The organism is Niameybacter massiliensis (genome assembly GCF_001282685.1).
GTDB lineage: Bacteria > Bacillota > Clostridia > Lachnospirales > Cellulosilyticaceae > Holtiella > Holtiella tumoricola.
This window is the reverse complement of record NZ_LN875035.1, coordinates 109,780-125,601: the sequence shown is the minus strand read 5'-3', so window position 1 is coordinate 125,601 and position 15,822 is coordinate 109,780. Positions and strand designations below refer to the sequence as shown.

General features: G+C 33.9%; 12 protein-coding genes, 1 pseudogene and 1 other annotated feature. Of the genes and pseudogenes, 6 read left to right on the top strand and 7 right to left on the bottom strand.

Annotation, left to right across the window (positions count from 1 at the left end; all coding sequences use genetic code 11):
• Positions 1–172: 172 nt before the first annotated feature.
• Positions 173–443: a binding site (T-box leader), on the top strand.
• Positions 444–509: 66 nt separating this feature from the next.
• The 4 genes and pseudogenes from metG to BN2390_RS22390 form a co-directional block, all read left to right on the top strand.
• Complete coding sequence (metG, locus tag BN2390_RS06180) at positions 510–2,093, top strand: methionine--tRNA ligase (protein WP_053983487.1); 1,584 nt, start codon at positions 510–512, stop codon at positions 2,091–2,093.
• Positions 2,094–2,301: 208 nt separating this feature from the next.
• A complete protein-coding gene (locus BN2390_RS06175) occupies positions 2,302–2,709 on the top strand; it encodes a GNAT family N-acetyltransferase (RefSeq protein WP_154668785.1) in 408 nt (135 codons plus the stop codon).
• A 41-nt stretch (positions 2,710–2,750) separates the two neighbouring features.
• The gene (locus tag BN2390_RS06170) at positions 2,751–3,713 is read left to right on the top strand and encodes a phosphotransferase family protein (protein ID WP_053983486.1); all 963 of its coding nucleotides are present in this window, start codon (positions 2,751–2,753) and stop codon (positions 3,711–3,713) included.
• Positions 3,714–3,795: 82 nt separating this feature from the next.
• Positions 3,796–4,068, top strand: a pseudogene (locus tag BN2390_RS22390) (GNAT family N-acetyltransferase); the annotation flags it as partial.
• A gap of 44 nt (positions 4,069–4,112) precedes the next feature.
• Here BN2390_RS22390 and BN2390_RS06165 read toward each other — a convergent pair.
• Positions 4,113–4,385, bottom strand: a complete 273-nt coding sequence (locus BN2390_RS06165) for a metal-sensing transcriptional repressor (protein WP_053983485.1) — start codon at positions 4,383–4,385, stop codon at positions 4,113–4,115.
• 24 nt (positions 4,386–4,409) lie between these two features.
• The gene (locus BN2390_RS06160) at positions 4,410–5,756 is read right to left on the bottom strand and encodes an MATE family efflux transporter (RefSeq protein ID WP_053983484.1); all 1,347 of its coding nucleotides are present in this window, start codon (positions 5,754–5,756) and stop codon (positions 4,410–4,412) included.
• A 452-nt stretch (positions 5,757–6,208) separates the two neighbouring features.
• Here BN2390_RS06160 and BN2390_RS06155 point away from each other — a divergent pair, with 452 nt between their 5' ends.
• Entirely contained in the window at positions 6,209–7,066 is an 858-nt protein-coding gene (locus BN2390_RS06155) for a hypothetical protein (protein ID WP_053983483.1), read from the top strand.
• Positions 7,067–7,103: 37 nt separating this feature from the next.
• Positions 7,104–7,355, top strand: coding sequence for a GNAT family N-acetyltransferase (locus BN2390_RS06150; RefSeq protein WP_053983482.1), 252 nt, complete (start codon positions 7,104–7,106; stop codon positions 7,353–7,355).
• A gap of 620 nt (positions 7,356–7,975) precedes the next feature.
• On the opposite strand, the gene hfq is transcribed toward BN2390_RS06150, so the two are convergent.
• The 5 genes from hfq to miaB all read right to left on the bottom strand — a co-directional run bounded on the left by hfq (position 7,976) and on the right by miaB (position 15,643).
• A complete protein-coding gene (hfq, locus tag BN2390_RS06145) occupies positions 7,976–8,212 on the bottom strand; it encodes an RNA chaperone Hfq (RefSeq protein ID WP_082238629.1) in 237 nt (78 codons plus the stop codon).
• A 156-nt stretch (positions 8,213–8,368) separates the two neighbouring features.
• Positions 8,369–9,322 (bottom strand): tRNA (adenosine(37)-N6)-dimethylallyltransferase MiaA, encoded by a 954-nt coding sequence (gene miaA, locus BN2390_RS06140; protein WP_053983480.1) that lies wholly within the window; start codon positions 9,320–9,322, stop codon positions 8,369–8,371.
• An 8-nt stretch (positions 9,323–9,330) separates the two neighbouring features.
• Positions 9,331–11,403: a DNA mismatch repair endonuclease MutL gene (gene mutL / locus BN2390_RS06135; protein WP_053983479.1), complete on the bottom strand. Its 2,073-nt coding sequence runs from the start codon at positions 11,401–11,403 to the stop codon at positions 9,331–9,333.
• Between the two features lie 12 nt (positions 11,404–11,415).
• On the bottom strand, positions 11,416–14,232 hold the full coding sequence (gene mutS / locus BN2390_RS06130) for a DNA mismatch repair protein MutS (protein ID WP_408633737.1): 2,817 nt from the start codon (positions 14,230–14,232) through the stop codon (positions 11,416–11,418).
• A complete protein-coding gene (gene miaB / locus BN2390_RS06125) occupies positions 14,219–15,643 on the bottom strand; it encodes a tRNA (N6-isopentenyl adenosine(37)-C2)-methylthiotransferase MiaB (RefSeq protein WP_053983478.1) in 1,425 nt (474 codons plus the stop codon). The genes mutS and miaB overlap by 14 nt, the downstream gene beginning before the upstream one ends.
• Positions 15,644–15,822 lie beyond the last annotated feature (179 nt).

The following is a 15,822-nucleotide window of genomic DNA, read 5'->3' as shown; positions in this document are numbered from 1 at the left end:
TGATATCTACTATTGCTAACTAATAGCCTAGTAGATATTTTTATTTTAGACTCCATATGACTTCCAAGTAATTAAAGTATGCACTTTAAGAGACTTTTAAATATATATTATAAATAGAACCATCTTGACAGCAATTTGTATCTATGCTAATATTCAATAAAATTTAATTAACTCAAATACATTGAAAAGGAAAGTACATTTAGAATGTCTTTTACAGAGAGCTTCGGAAGCTGAAAAGAAGCAAAGTCTACTAGATCGAAAATGGCCTTGGAGTAGTGCCCTCGACAGTTTAAGTCATTTCTTAAATTTAGAGTGCAACAGGTTCGCCTGTTATAGCGATAGAGTATAATCATCTTAAAGATGCCGTACTTGAAGAGGCTTATACTGTGAAGTATAAGTGAATTAGAGTGGTACCACGAGTCTATAACGACCTCGTCTCTATAGTAAATAGCTATAGAACGAGGTCTTTTTTATTGTTCAAAAAAGATTAATTTAAGGAGGCGTATCAGATGAATATTTTAATTGGAGGCGCATGGCCATATGCGAATGGCACATTACACGTAGGAAGAATCGCAGCACTTGTACCAGGAGATGTACTCGCTAGATACCATAGGCAAAAAGGAGACCAAGTACTTTATGTATCTGGTAGTGATTGTCATGGAACACCTATATCGGTAAGAGCAAAGAAAGAGGGCATAGAACCCATAGCAATTGCTACAAAGTATCATCAGTCTTTTGTACATTGCTTTGATAAATTAGGTTTTTCTTATGACCTGTATACACGTACAGATCATTCTTACCACAAAGAGGAAGTTAAAGACATTATTAAAACCCTTTATGAGAGAGGTTATATTTATGAAAAGATTATCGATCAAGTCTATTGTGAAGTATGTAAGCAGTTTCTTCCAGATCGCTATGTAGAAGGTAAATGTCCAATATGTGGGCAGACTGCAAGAGGAGACCAGTGTGATTATTGCCAAAGTTTACTTGATCCTCTCGACTTAAGTGAAAGAGTATGTAAAACATGTGGTCATACCCCTATTGTGAAACCGACTAAACAACTTTATTTTGCACTTTCTAAGTTTGAAGAAGAGCTTAGAGCTTATGTTAAAAAGAACCAAGAAAATTGGCGATTCAATGCACTACAGACAGCCGAACGATACATTAATGAAGGTCTTCAAGACCGAGCCATTACGAGAGACTTACCATGGGGCATAGATGTGCCTATTACAGGTTACGAAGATAAAAAGATTTACGTTTGGATTGATGCCATATTAGGCTATTTTACAGCAAGCAAAAAATGGGCATCCACACATGGAAAAGATTTTGAAGACTTTTGGAATGCCGAGACACGTTCTTACTATGTACATGGCAAAGATAATATTCCATTTCATAATGTGATTTTGCCAGCACTACTTATAGGTTTAGGTATAGATGGCTTGCCAAGTCATATTATTTCTAGTGAGTATATTACTCTAGAAGGCCGTAAACTTTCAACCAGTGAAAATTGGGCAATCTGGGTAGAAGATCTTATAGAGACTTATCATCCAGACAGTATTCGCTATATCTTACTTGCCAATGGACCTGAAAAGCGAGATGCAGACTTTTCTTGTAAAGAACTTGTCAATTTAAACAATGCAGACTTAGTAGGCGCTTATGGTAATTTAGTCAATCGCACATTAGCATTTATTAAGAAAAGCTTTAGGGGTGAAATTAGAACGTGTGAAGTAGAGTCACATTTAATGGATAGGATTCATACACTTTATGAAGCAGTTGGTGTATGTATTGAAAAAGGTGAATTCAAAGCTGCACTCAAATACATTTTTGAGTTTATACGTGCAACCAATAAGTACTTTGATGAAGAAAGACCTTGGTCAACTTTTAAAGATGCGCCTGATCGCTGCTACCATACACTTTATCAATGTACTTACTGTATAGCTAATATCAGTAACTTATTAAACCCTTTCTTACCTTTTTCCTCACAAGAGGTCAGAAACTTCTTAGATTTAGAGGATGTAACTTGGCAACCTATAAGTTTAAAAGAAACGACATTACCAGAGCTTAAACTCCTATTTACCCGTCTAGAAAAATAAAGAAAAGGGCTTTTCCAATCTATAGCATAAGGAAAAGCCCTATATAGGTTAAAAATTGACGATGATTTTATGATTCCAACACGAAATATAGTGTATTTTTACGTTATGATTTATTTTTATAATATACTATAATTAATATATAAAAATTCAGATTAATTAATATAAGATTTAACGTACAAATACATAAACTATTTAAAGGAGAATCATAATGATTAGATATACGACAAGCCTAGACCATATTGATGATAGTCAATTAGACGGATTTTTTGTGGGATGGCCTAATCCCCCCTCTATTACCAAACATAAGGAGCTTCTAGAAAAAAGTAGTTATGTCTGGTTAGCTATAGACCAAGATACTGAACAGGTTATAGGGTTTATAACAGCCATTTCAGATGATGTATTAAGTGCTTATATTCCTTTTTTAGAGGTTTTACCAAGTTATCAAAAGCAAGGAATTGGAACCGAATTAGTTAAACACATGCTTGAAAGCCTTCAACATCTTTATATGATAGATTTACTTTGTGATGAAGAAGTTACAGCCTTTTATAAACGCTTTAAGATGTTTGAATGTAAGGCGATGTGTTTTCGCAACTATAATAGACAAAGTGGTCAGTAGCCTTATCGCATAAACCCACTAATAAAGGAGAGAATCACTTTATGCTTAATAAATCACACGAACAAATGACTTGCCAACCTATATGGATTGATGATCCATCTGATTATAAAGAACTTGAAATGTTGTGTCATAAGATTAAACCTGAGTTACATCTTATAAAAATAGGATATTATTACGATCATTCAGAACCAGAAGGGCGTACATATGATGTTTATCAACTTATTACCAAAGAGGGAACATATGTTCTAAAGCGTACCAAGCGTAAGGAAGCAGCTATTTATGAGAATTTTTTAGGTGCATGTGATTTTGCTGTACCTCGTCTATTAGGTTATATAGAAGAACAAGATACAACTTGGATTCTTCTCGAACATATCCAAGGGCGTGATCTTAAACAATTCAATGAATCTATAGCCCTTGCTTGTGCAAGAGAACTTGCAAAAATATTTAATACCTATTGGCAAGAACAAAATTTTGAGGTAACTAAGCTAGATGATCGTTTTGAGCAATATTGGGAGCGTATTAATAGACGTAGACAATGTTTAAAAGAACTTCCACAACTTAAAGAGGCCTATGACCTTTTTTTGGCAAGGCAACGTACTTGCCCAAGAACACTTTGTAATGGTGACTTACTTCAATGTAATGCCTTATATAATGAAGATAATGTAACCTTTATCGATTGGGCTTTTGGTGGGATTATGCCTTATGCACTAGATGTTGCAAGACTTATTGCACACGGAGCAGAGGTTGATGATCCTTTTTATATGACAGATAACCTAAGAATGCTTTTTCTTGAAAATGTTTATAAGCAATTAGTACGTACCCACTTGTCCTATGAACAGTTTATATGGGATATTAAATTAGCTTGCTTAAATGAATGTATTGAGTTCATTGAACAAGAACTCCTAAATCCAGATAAAGAGAGAGATCATTACTTTGATTATTATCTAAAAAGAGCAAATCTATTAGCAAAAGACTTATTAATAAATCAATACGACACAAGGTAGTTTAGAGATATAAAATATAAATGGTATCCTATAGAATCAGCAAGCTTTCTTTGCAAATTCCTTTGACACTAAAACTCATCAGGTCATCTTCTATAAAGGTATAGCTATTGGCCTATTAAAAACCTTTATTAACGATCATAAAATAGATGTTATCGCGTTAGAGCTCCTACCAGAATATCAAGGTAAACAAATTGGTAGCTCTATCTTAAAAGATATTTTAAAAACAGCAAACCAAAATAACATGAGAGTCGGTATCGGATGCTTTAAGCAAAATGTTAGGGCAAAGAAGCTTTATGAAAAATTAGGCTTTCAACAGATAAAAGAAACAACTACTCATTATATCTTAGAATTGTAAACTAAAACCACCTATAAGTTGCCTAAACTTAATAGGTGGTTTTATTATTTAACAAACTTATTTAAAGCTTCGTAAAGGTCATCAAGCGCTTCTGTATTACCTTCTTCAATAGCATGTACGACACAATGTTCAATATGTTCTTGTAAAATAAGTTTTCCTAGATTATTTAAGGCAGATTTGACAGCAGCTATTTGTATGAGAACTTCAGTACAATCTTTTTCTTCAATACACATTCTCTTAATAGCTTCTGTATGTCCAATAATACGTGATAAACGATTAATCACTTGTTTTTGATTGGGATGGCTATGTTTTTTCACTGATTCATCTCCTTTTCGCTTTCACTATTCAAGCACAATAGTAGTATACCATTTTCCTCTTAAAAAGCGATACATAAGTAGAAGTCCTCGAAGTAAAATATCTAGAGAATAAGCAAGCCATATCCCAACAAGTCCTAAGTTAAAGATAACGGCAAAAAAATAACCAAATACTACGCGTATCCCCCATACCCCTATAAGAGTCGCATACATTGGGAATTTGGTATCTCCTGCGCCTTGAAGTGCACTAGCAATAACATTTGTAATGGATAGAAACGGTTGGAATAAAGCAATAATTCTTAAAACATTTACAACAAGGCTTTGGATTTCCATATCATTAGTAAATAGACTTGCAAGTATCGGAGCAGTAGTAAAGAAAAAGAGACCTATTAGAATCATAACAATTGTAGAAAGTATATTAGCCACTAATCCATATTGTTTGGCCAATTGGACGTTTTTAGCACCTAAGCTTTGCCCCACTAAAGTAGCCGCAGCAATGCCAAATCCCATTGCTGGTAAGTAGGAGTAGCTTTCGATAGTCCCTGCAATATTGTGTGCCACATAAGCACTTGTGCCTAATGAAAGAATGACAGATCCATAGACCATTTGTCCTGCACGCATAATTAACTTCTCAATACCTGCAGGCATACCTATGCCTAAGATAGATAGAAAAACCTTTTTATCTAATATCCAGCAATCTCTTAGCTGAAATTTAATTATTCTATTTCCATGATAAAGTTTAAAGATTAAAATACTGACTGCTACAATCCTAGAAAGAGTAGTAGCAAGCCCTGCACCAACTATCCCTAGTCCAGGTATATTAAAAAGTCCAAAAATTAAAACATAGTTTAGAATCATATTAAGTAGATTAGCAACAACTGCAGCAATCATCGGTGTTTTTGTATCGCCCATACTCCTAAGTGTACTCGATAGAATCATCATTAAGCTTAAAAAGACGCATGGAATACCTACTGTATAAAAGTACGGAATGGCATATTTTAAAACATTTGTTTCTGTACCTAAAAGTAAGAGTAGTGGTTTAGCTACAATAAAGCTTAGAAGGCCAAGCACTAACCCAATACTACATGCTAGGATTATTGCTTGTTGCATACTTACCTTTGCTTTTTTTAGCTCTTTTAATCCTATGTAACGTGCAATAATAGCACTAGCCCCTACACTAATAGTGGTAATAAAAGCAATAAAAATATTCATAACCAAATTTACAGAGCCAATTGCTGCAATAGCCTCTGGTGCAAGCTTGCCTGCAAAATAAGTATCTGTTGTACCTAATAAAACTTGTAAAATGTTTTCGATAATTACAGGAAATGCTAATAATAGAATAACCTTTGAGTGTGATAGAAATGTATGAATCATATCATATCCTTCCTGAATATTTTATAACCCCCTATAGGGGATATAACTATTATATGTTGTCATCCTAAATAAAACAATATTTACTAGATATTGTTTTAAAGTTTTAATAATTTATTATTTTTAATTAAAATATGTTTTTTAGTCTCATAATAAATGTTATAGTAAAACTAGAAATTAAAAGATTATATAATCATTTAATTTTATATAAAGTTAAATAAGGAGGACTTATACCTTACACAATAGAAGCTTTATTTATTGATCGTGATGGAACGATTGGTAACAACAATTACATAAGCTATTTTAGTGATAACTGGCGCTGGGGAAGAAGCGTTAGGAAAATATAAAGATAAATAGAAGGACGTCAAACCTATTTATATAGCTGAACACTTACTTGATACAATAGAATGGCTATTACAAAATAAGATTCAATAAAATATAAAGGGGGGTAGAAGATGTTAACAACTATAGAATGGGAAGAAATTAATCAGACAATAGACTTTGCATGGGCATGTTGCAAAGAAATACATACAACGTGTTATCCTCTTAGAAAAACAAAAGAAGACTTAGCTGCTGGTCTTAAAAATGGGTTTAATTATGTTGATGATGAAGTCTTAGGCTATTTTGAAGAGAATACTCTAAAAGGTGTTATAAATCTATATGTGGAACGTCCTGAGAAGTATATACAGGCTAGAGTATATGTATTAAATCACTTTGATAAAGTAATGGAAGAACTCCTTATCTACTTACACACACATTATGAAGGGTTTGAAGTACAATTGGGTTATCCAAAAGAAAATAAAATGGCTATCCAGTGGTTAAAAGCTCATGGATATACATGTATTGAAGCAAGTAATGATCTACGATTGAATGTGACTCATTTTAAAAGAAGTACCAAGAACCATTCTTATGTTTCACGTTTATCAAAAGAAGATTTTAGTAGATATGCTGCATTTCATGATACATACACACAGGGAATGTATTGGAATAGTACGAGACTAGGTGAGGATTTTGATAATTGGTACATTCATATCTATAAGGATGAAGATCAGATTTTAGGAAGTATCTTTACACGTTTATGCAAAGATAATATGGCAGAAGTATTTGGTGTATCTGTAAAAGATCAAACAAATCTTCAAAAAATTTATGAAGCACTCCTTAATGTTGCCTTTATTGATATCCTTGATCATGAAGCTCATATTAACTGCATTGTATTTTTTATAGATGAAACAGATCCTATTTTATATGAAGAAGCTGAAAAAATAGGGTTTAAGTACTCAGGTAGCTACCAAGGGTATTTACTAAAGATATGAGCAAAATAATTAAAGAAGCATCATCCAAGCACATGATTTGGCATCATTTGATATCAAATTAATTCCTAAAGCACAAGGTAAAGAGATTGCAACTTATGCATTAAAGTATGCCATAGGTCAAGTGTTTGAATTAAACTTAGCCACAAAAGGCTATGTAGAGCCGACAGCAGCTAATCAAAAGGCTTGGAGTCTTTACGAACGTATAGGGTTTGTGAGCAAACCAAGACCAACATTTTTAGAACCTGATGAAACATATCTAGAAATTACAAAGGCTTTGTTTAGAATGTAAGTACATAAACAAACCCCATCTATAAAAGTAATCTGTTCAATAGCAGAACAAGGAGCCTTATAGGTGGGGTTATTTATATAAGAAGAGGGCTTTCCTTATATAAATAACTATTCGCGAAACACAAGTTTTACGAAAACTTGCTTATATAAGGAAACGAAAGTGCTTCTTTATACCCATTTTTGTCTTATATAATACTTCTTATTTTATATCCTTTTATTATATGATTTCTTATAGAAAATAAATGACTACTTTATTTTTATTGGATCCTTTAACATTTTATAGCTTATCTTTTAAATGCTATCTAAAATCTTTAATCACTTTAATAAATAATCTGCATCTTAGACTCTATATTTTAAACCTATTTTTACCATCCTATTTCCAGGATCATAAATACATTGGTTTCTGTGCCTAATATCTAATATTGCATGATTAAGATCTTCATAAGCATCTATTTTAAATCTAGATTCAACCTATGTCTATTTTTATATATATTTTATGATATTTAAATTATCAGAATAATTGTATATCTGATAATTCCGTTAATAAACTTATAAAATAAGAGCATCCGTATTGATTATGCAATACCAGATGCTCTTATAAATAACTTATACGATTATAGCTTACTCAGATTGAGCTGAAATGTTTAAATTAACAACTTTTGATGGACAAACTGTAGAAATAGCATGTTTGTAGATCATTTGTTGTTTACCTTCACTATCAAGTAAAACAACAAAATTGTCGAAACCTCTTACTGTTCCTTTAATTTGGAAACCATTTGTTAAGAATACAGTAACTGCAATACGATCTTTTCTTAATTGATTTAAAAGTAAGTCTTGAAGATTGATAGCTTTACTCATAATAACATACCCCTCCTAAGGATTTAATTGATTAAGTTCATTGTATAGGATAAAACTATACTTGTCTATATATTGCATAAAATTTCTAGATTCATTATTCCTATTATGCACTTTATTTAAGTACATTATACATCTATTTCCAAATTAATTATAGGGTCAATCTACAATATTTTGGAGAGATTTTGACATTTCATTTACTATAGCATCAGCATCAAAGCTTAACTGATCTACTTGAATAAATATAGGATTGGATTGATGTCGGAACCAAGTTAATTGGCGCTTAGCAAAATGACGTGTATTTTGTTTAAGTTTATCTACACAGGCATCTAATGTCATTTCTCCTCTAAAATAAGGGAAAAATTCTTTATAGCCAATGGCCTTCATACTTGTACAGTCTTCCGGTAAACCAACATCATAAAAATGCCTTACTTCTTCTACTAGCCCTTCTTCTAACATTTGATCAATACGTAAATTAATACGGTTATAAAGTGTTTGTCTATTCATATCAAGTGCAAAGAATTGATAATTGTAAGGTGATACTTGTGCTGCACGCTTTTCTTTTTCAGATGCATTATGAGAAGAAATAGGTGTACCTGTTTGTGCATAATACTCCAGTGCACGTATCACACGCTTTACATTATTGGCATGAATGGCTTTAGCACTTGTTGGATCTACTTCTTTTAGCTTGTTATGAAGATATTCTACACCGTGGATATCTGCAAGCGCTTCTAATTCTTTTCTATAACTTGTGTCTTCTTCTGTTTCATCAAACTGTGTATCAAATAAGATGGCATTGAGATAAAAACCAGTTCCACCTACTAATATCGGTATCTTTCCTTTGGCAGCAATGGTTTTGATAGCTTTTTCTACTTCGTCCTTAAACCACGCAATGTTGCATCCTTCACTTGGATCAAGCAAATCAATCATATAGTGTGGAATACCTTCTGTTTCCTCTTGTGTAACTTTAGCTGTTCCAATATCCATACCTTTATAGATTTGCATAGAATCACAAGAAATAATTTCGCCATTGATTCGTTTTGCAAGCTGTACGCTTGATTTTGTCTTTCCGGAAGCTGTAGGCCCCGCAATGAGTATAAGTTTTTGTTTCATAGTGTCACCTACTGAATTCGTTTAAATATTTTTTCTATATCTGTTTTACTAAGTTTAACAAGTGTTGGTCTACCATGTGGACAAGTATAAGGATTCTCTAAAGTAAGTAGTGATTCAATGAGTGCTTTACACTCCGCTCTAGTAAGCTGATCATGTGCTTTAATTGCACTTTTACATGAAAGCTGAATAATATGTTCTTCTCTCATTTCATAGAGATTAGAGGTTTTCTTTACGTCAATACTATCTAGCATATCACGAAAGGCTGTTAAAGACATAGGCTGATTAAAGAGATAAGGAACTTCACGTATAATAATAGAAGATTCTCCAAAGAGCTCAATACCAAAACCAAGTTTTTGTAAAAGGTCCAAATGTGTCTCAATAAAAAGAAGTTCTTGACTTGGTAAATAAAGTGTCTCTGGCATTAGAAGAATCTGTGTCGAAACATGGCTCGTTGTAAAGTCTTTCATATACTGGTCATACATGACACGTTCATGGGCTGAATGTTGGTCCATGAGTAACACTTCATTACCATATTCTAAAATCCAATACGTATTAAAGAGTTGACCTATAATTTGATAATCCACACCTTCTACAGGTTTATAAGGTTCCGTTTCAATAACTTCTACAACAGATGTGATTTTTTTTGATTCATCCGTTAATGTTGTTTCACTTGTTAAAGGCAACTCATTGGTTACCTGTGCTGTGCCTAAGGTTCTAGATGTTGTTAAAGCTGACTGTTCACCTGTCATTGGAACAAATGGTGTTTCACTTACCCTATTACTATCTGTAAAAGCTAGGGTTTCTTCTTTATTTATAGGCATTTGTTCTAACGCTTCTGTGGTATAAGTAGATGATGATGGACTTATAGGTACTTCTTCTACCTTCTTCCCAAAGAGTGGTTGATAGACTGATTGGCTTGTATTAAAATCATCCTTTTGTTTAAGGGGTGCTTCAACCAGCTTACTTGGATCATAGGACTTATTAAACTGAGGTTTATTAAAGAAACTTTCAACTTTAATATCACCCGTTGCCTGAATAGGCGCAGGTTTATAATTGGGGGTTGAAGTAAGGCTTTTAACCTCTGGGATTAGGTTTTCTATTTGTAAATGTTTACGAATACCATTATATACAGCATTATAAACACGTTCACTCTCACTAAAGCGTACCTCTAATTTAGTCGGATGAACATTTACATCAACTTCTTCTGGTGGTAAGTTAAGATGCAAAATAACAAAAGGAAATTTGCCAATAGTCACAAGTGTTTTATAGGCCTCTTCTGTAGCCTTTTGAAGTAAATTACTTTTCACTGTACGTCCATTAATAAAGAACTGTTCGTATTGTCTATTAGCACGTGTCAAAGTAGGTAGCCCAATAAGTCCTGAGACTTGAATGCCTTCTTCTTCGTATTGCATTTCTAGTGTATCTTTAGCTGTATCTTTGCCATAGAGGCTAAAGACACAACGTTTTAAATCATAGTTACCTGCTGTTTGGAAAACAAGTTTATTATTTTGAATATATTTAATGGCTACCTCTGGGTGTGCTAAAGCTAATTTATAAACAACATCTGCAATTTTACTTGTCTCCGTTGCCGTTGCTTTTAAGAAAGCACGACGTGCTGGTACATTGTAAAAAAGCTGACGCATAATAATGGTTGTACCAACAGGGCAGGCAATCTCTTCAGAATGAAGCATTTGTCCTGCCTCTACTTCTATTCTCTTGCCAGTTAAAGCATTAGGTGTTTTTGTAAGGAGTTCTACTTTGGCTACAGAGGCAATACTAGCCAGGGCTTCACCACGAAAACCTAAAGATAAAACATGGGCAAGGTCTTCCGCTGAAGTGATTTTACTCGTAGCATGACGCAAAAAAGCAATTTCTACTTCATCTTTTGGAATGCCTTTTCCATTATCCGTAATACGAATAAAGTCAACGCCACCATTTTTAATTTCAATGGTAATGGAAGAAGCTTTTGCATCAATACTATTTTCAACTAATTCTTTGACAACAGATGCAGGGCGTTCAACGACTTCTCCAGCTGCAATCTTATTAATGGTATGCGTATCTAATAATTGAATTTGCGTCATTTACTCACTTCCTTACCTTCTAGATTTTTTCTTTTTAGAACCTTTACCATTTAGCTGATTTTTAAGTTCAAATAATAGTTGCATGGCCTCAAATGGTGTCATATTCATGAGATCTGCATCTTCTAATGCATCAATAATTTCCACATGGAGGTCACTTCCTCCTAATAAGCTCATTTGAGCTGGTGGTGTCGCTTGTGCTGGCTCAAGTAAGGAGACTTGTCCTGAGGGAGATACAGTTTGCGCTAGACTAATAGGTTCAGCTATTAGAGATGCTTGTGAGGCTTCTACGTGTGCAGAAGCTGGTACTGTATTTTGTTCCGTTTGTAATTTATGTTCTTCCACAGCTTTTGAAGAAGTTTCAACTACAGCACGTAAATCTCTTGAACTTTCACCTTCTATTTCTGCCATAATGGCATGAGCACGGTCAAGTACTTCTTTTGGTAGTCCAGCAAGATGAGCTACTTGAATACCATAACTATGATCGACACTACCTGGTACGATTTTGTGTAAGAAGATAATGGTTTCACCCATTTCTTTAACTTGTACACAATAGTTACGTAGAGAAGGTATAGTTTTTTCAAGTTCAGTAAGCTCATGATAATGAGTGGCAAAAAGTGTTTTTGCGCCTAATTTATTATGGTTTGCAATATGTTCAATAATAGCCCAAGCAATACTTAAACCATCAATTGTACTTGTTCCACGACCAATTTCATCTAAAATCAATAAGCTTTTCTTCGTTGCATGATGTAGGATATTAGATACTTCCATCATTTCTACCATAAATGTACTTTGACCTGAGGCTAAATCGTCTGACGCTCCAACACGTGTAAAGATACGATCTACAACACCAATATGAGCAGACTCTGCTGGAACAAAGGACCCCATTTGTGCCATTAAAACAATCAGTGCTGTTTGGCGCATAAAAGTAGATTTACCAGCCATGTTCGGTCCTGTAATCAGATTAATTTGATGATCTGTTTCATTGAGATAGACATCATTTGCTATAAATTGATGCTGTCCTATAATCTTTTCAACTACAGGATGGCGTCCACCCACAATATTTAAAGTATCTGATTCATCAATCAGTGGTTTGACATAGCCATTCACTTCCGCAGCAATCGCTAAAGAAGTTAACATATCTAGTTCTGCAACGAGACGAGACATACGTAAAAGACGATCCATATGTTCAGCTATAAAATCGCGTATTTCTGTAAACAGCTTGTACTCTAAAGCTTGGAGTTTCTCATCTGCCCCTAGGATTTTTTCTTCTATTGTTTTAAGTTCTTCTGTAATGTAACGCTCACAATTTGATAATGTTTGCTTACGAATAAAATAATCCGGTACTAAATGGTTATAAGACTGAGTAACCTCTAAGAAATAACCAAATACCTTGTTATATTTAATTTTTAAGTTTTTGATTCCTGTTTGTTCTTTTTCTTTAGTTTCTACATCACGCAGCCAGTTGGTACCATGAGTTTTGACATCACGTAATTCATCAATTTCTTGATTATAACCACCTTTAATTAGCCCACCTTCACGTAACGAAATAGGTGGTTCATCAATGATAGAGACATCAATACGTTCAAATAAATCACTTAAGTCATCAAAACTATTGTACATAGCACGAAGTGCATGACTTGTAGTTGTCTCTAAATGACCGTGAAGCTCTGGCAGTACACGTAAGGACTCTTTTAGAGCAATAAGGTCCTTTGCATTACATGTACCATATGCAATACGTCCAACAAGACGTTCCATATCATAAATAGCACTTAATGAGGCTTTGATATCATCACGTAAAAATAAGCTTTCTTTAAGTTCTTCAGTTGCTGAGAGTCTAGCATTAATGGCTTCTTGATGAATAAGTGGTTGTTCTACACACTTTCTGAGGTAACGTGCTCCCATAGCTGTTTGCGTATGATCTAGGACATGAAGTAATGAACCTTTACGCTTTTTCTCACGGAGTGTTTCTGTAAGTTCTAGGTTACGTCTTGTTGCGCTATCTAAAAGCATAAATTCATTTACATTATAGAATGTAATTTGACCTAAATGAGAAAGCTCATTCTTTTGTGTTTCTTTTAAATAGTTTAATAAGCTACTACAAGCAAGCACACAAGCTGGATGGTTACTCAGACCAATACCATCTAATCCTAAAATATGAAAATGATTAAGGAGTAACTTTTCACATAAATCATAATCTAAAACATGGTCTGGTATTTCTTCTACTAATGCATTAAAACGGTCTTTTAAATGTGTTGGTAATTTAGTATCAGTATAAACACGGTGATCTAAAAGACACTCTACAGGTGCGAATTTTGCCAATTCATCCATAAGTTTATGGTCTCCTTGGTCAATGCTTACTTCTGTTACAAGCCATTCTCCTGTTGTAACGTCACAGAGGCTTAGACCATAGTGATCTTCTGTACGTACAAGAGATGTAATGTAGTTATTCTTACCTTCTTGAATCGTACTACCTTCTAAAATAGTACCTGGTGTAACAATACGTACAACACCACGTTTAACAAGGCCTTTTGTTGTAGAAGGATCTTCTAATTGTTCACAGATTGCAACTTTAAATCCTTTTTCTACAAGACGTGCAACGTAGTTATCTGCAGCGTGGAACGGTACCCCACACATAGGGGCACGTTCTGACAAGCCACAATCACGACCAGTTAAAGTGATTTCTAATTCTCTTGAAACAGTTACTGCATCTTCAAAAAACATCTCATAAAAGTCACCCATACGGAAAAAGATTACGCAATCAGGATTCTCATCTTTAATGTCTAAGTACTGTCTCATCATAGGTGTTACATTTAATTTATTCACACTCATCACTTACAAGTTCTCCCATTAAATAATGTGTTTTTGCACTAATGATTTTAATATTAACAATTTCACCAATAAAGCTTTGGTCCGCTTTAACATGAACAAGTATACCTTCTGAAGTACGTCCACTTAAAAGCGTTGCATCCTGTTTGTTAACTTCTTCTAAAAGTACATCTGTCACTTTACCAATAAAGGATTGCATATGTTCTGCTTGTGTACTATTAACAAGATCTAAAAGACGATTAAAACGCTCTTTTGATACTTCTTCTGGAATTTGATCTTCCATAGTTGCTGCTGGTGTACCTGTACGTTTTGAGTAAACGAAAGTAAATGCCCCTGAAAAACGTACTTGACGTACAACATCCATAGTCTCTTCAAAATCTTCATCTGTTTCACCTGGGAAGGCTACAATAATATCCGTTGTTAATGCAATGTCTGGCATTGCCGCCTTAACTTTTCTAACAAGTTCTAAATATTGTTCCTTTGTATAACGACGATTCATACGTGTTAAAACATTTGTGCTACCAGCTTGGAATGGAAGGTGTAAACTGTTACATACTTTATCACACTCAGCCATTGCAGCAATTAAATCATCACTTAAATCTTTTGGATGTGAAGTCATAAAGCGGATACGCTCAAGACCTTCTATTTTATTTACCTCACGAATAAGGTCTGCAAATGACATTGGTGTATCTAGAGTCTTGCCATAAGAGTTAACATTTTGTCCAAGAAGCATAATTTCTTTTACACCATCTTCTACAAGTGTACGTATTTCTTTCAAGATATCTTGTGGCTCACGACTTCTTTCACGTCCTCTTACATAAGGCACGATACAGTATGTACAGAAGTTATTACAGCCATACATAATGTTAACACAAGCTTTGAAAAGGAATTTACGCTCACTTGGTAAATCTTCAACGATATCTTGATGAGAATCCCAAATATCAATAACTTTTTTACCTGTTTCAAAACGTGTTTGTAAAAGTTCAGGAAGCTTATAAATATTGTAAGTTCCGAAGATAATATCTACATGACGATAATTTTTCTTAAGGTTTTCAAGTATAATATCTTGTTGCATCATACAGCCACAAAGAGCAATCATAAGATCTGGCTTTAAACGCTTAAGTTTTTTAAGATAACCTAGCTTACCAAAAATTTTGTTTTCAGCATTTTCTCTTACACAGCATGTATTATAAAGGATAAGGTCCGCTTCTGCCTCTTTATCGGTTTCAGTGTAGCCCATTTGGGTAAGCATACCCTGGATTTTTTCAGAATCGTGTGCGTTCATCTGACAACCGAATGTTGTAATACAGAATTTAAGATTTTTGTCTCGTATATGATGTGATAATTGGGAAATAATATCCATTTGTCTTTTAGCTTCAGTCGTTGAAATTTCTATTTCTTGTCTTTTTCCCATGATTAACCTCCAATTTCATTAGTTATTCGACGTTTATTATACCACTATTTAGTATAACCTTTCTACTCCTAATAAAAAAGGTTACTTCACATATTTTCCATCTATAAAATAATTAAATCTACAAAACCTATAAAGTAAGCAGTTATGATTGAGAAAGGAGTATGCCTATGAAATTTTTC

What these genes read in the sequence shown, in the direction of transcription:
- metG (WP_053983487.1), top strand. Translation starts at nt 510, where the DNA reads ATGAATATTTTAATTGGAGGCGCATGGCCATATGCGAATGGCACATTA.
- mutL (WP_053983479.1), bottom strand. Translation starts at nt 11,403, where the DNA reads ATGACGCAAATTCAATTATTAGATACGCATACCATTAATAAGATTGCA.
- BN2390_RS06175 (WP_154668785.1), top strand. Translation starts at nt 2,302, where the DNA reads ATGATTAGATATACGACAAGCCTAGACCATATTGATGATAGTCAATTA.
- BN2390_RS06170 (WP_053983486.1), top strand. Translation starts at nt 2,751, where the DNA reads ATGCTTAATAAATCACACGAACAAATGACTTGCCAACCTATATGGATT.
- miaA (WP_053983480.1), bottom strand. Translation starts at nt 9,322, where the DNA reads ATGAAACAAAAACTTATACTCATTGCGGGGCCTACAGCTTCCGGAAAG.
- miaB (WP_053983478.1), bottom strand. Translation starts at nt 15,643, where the DNA reads ATGGGAAAAAGACAAGAAATAGAAATTTCAACGACTGAAGCTAAAAGA.
- BN2390_RS06160 (WP_053983484.1), bottom strand. Translation starts at nt 5,756, where the DNA reads ATGATTCATACATTTCTATCACACTCAAAGGTTATTCTATTATTAGCA.
- hfq (WP_082238629.1), bottom strand. Translation starts at nt 8,212, where the DNA reads ATGAGTAAAGCTATCAATCTTCAAGACTTACTTTTAAATCAATTAAGA.
- BN2390_RS06155 (WP_053983483.1), top strand. Translation starts at nt 6,209, where the DNA reads ATGTTAACAACTATAGAATGGGAAGAAATTAATCAGACAATAGACTTT.
- mutS (WP_408633737.1), bottom strand. Translation starts at nt 14,232, where the DNA reads ATGAGTGTGAATAAATTAAATGTAACACCTATGATGAGACAGTACTTA.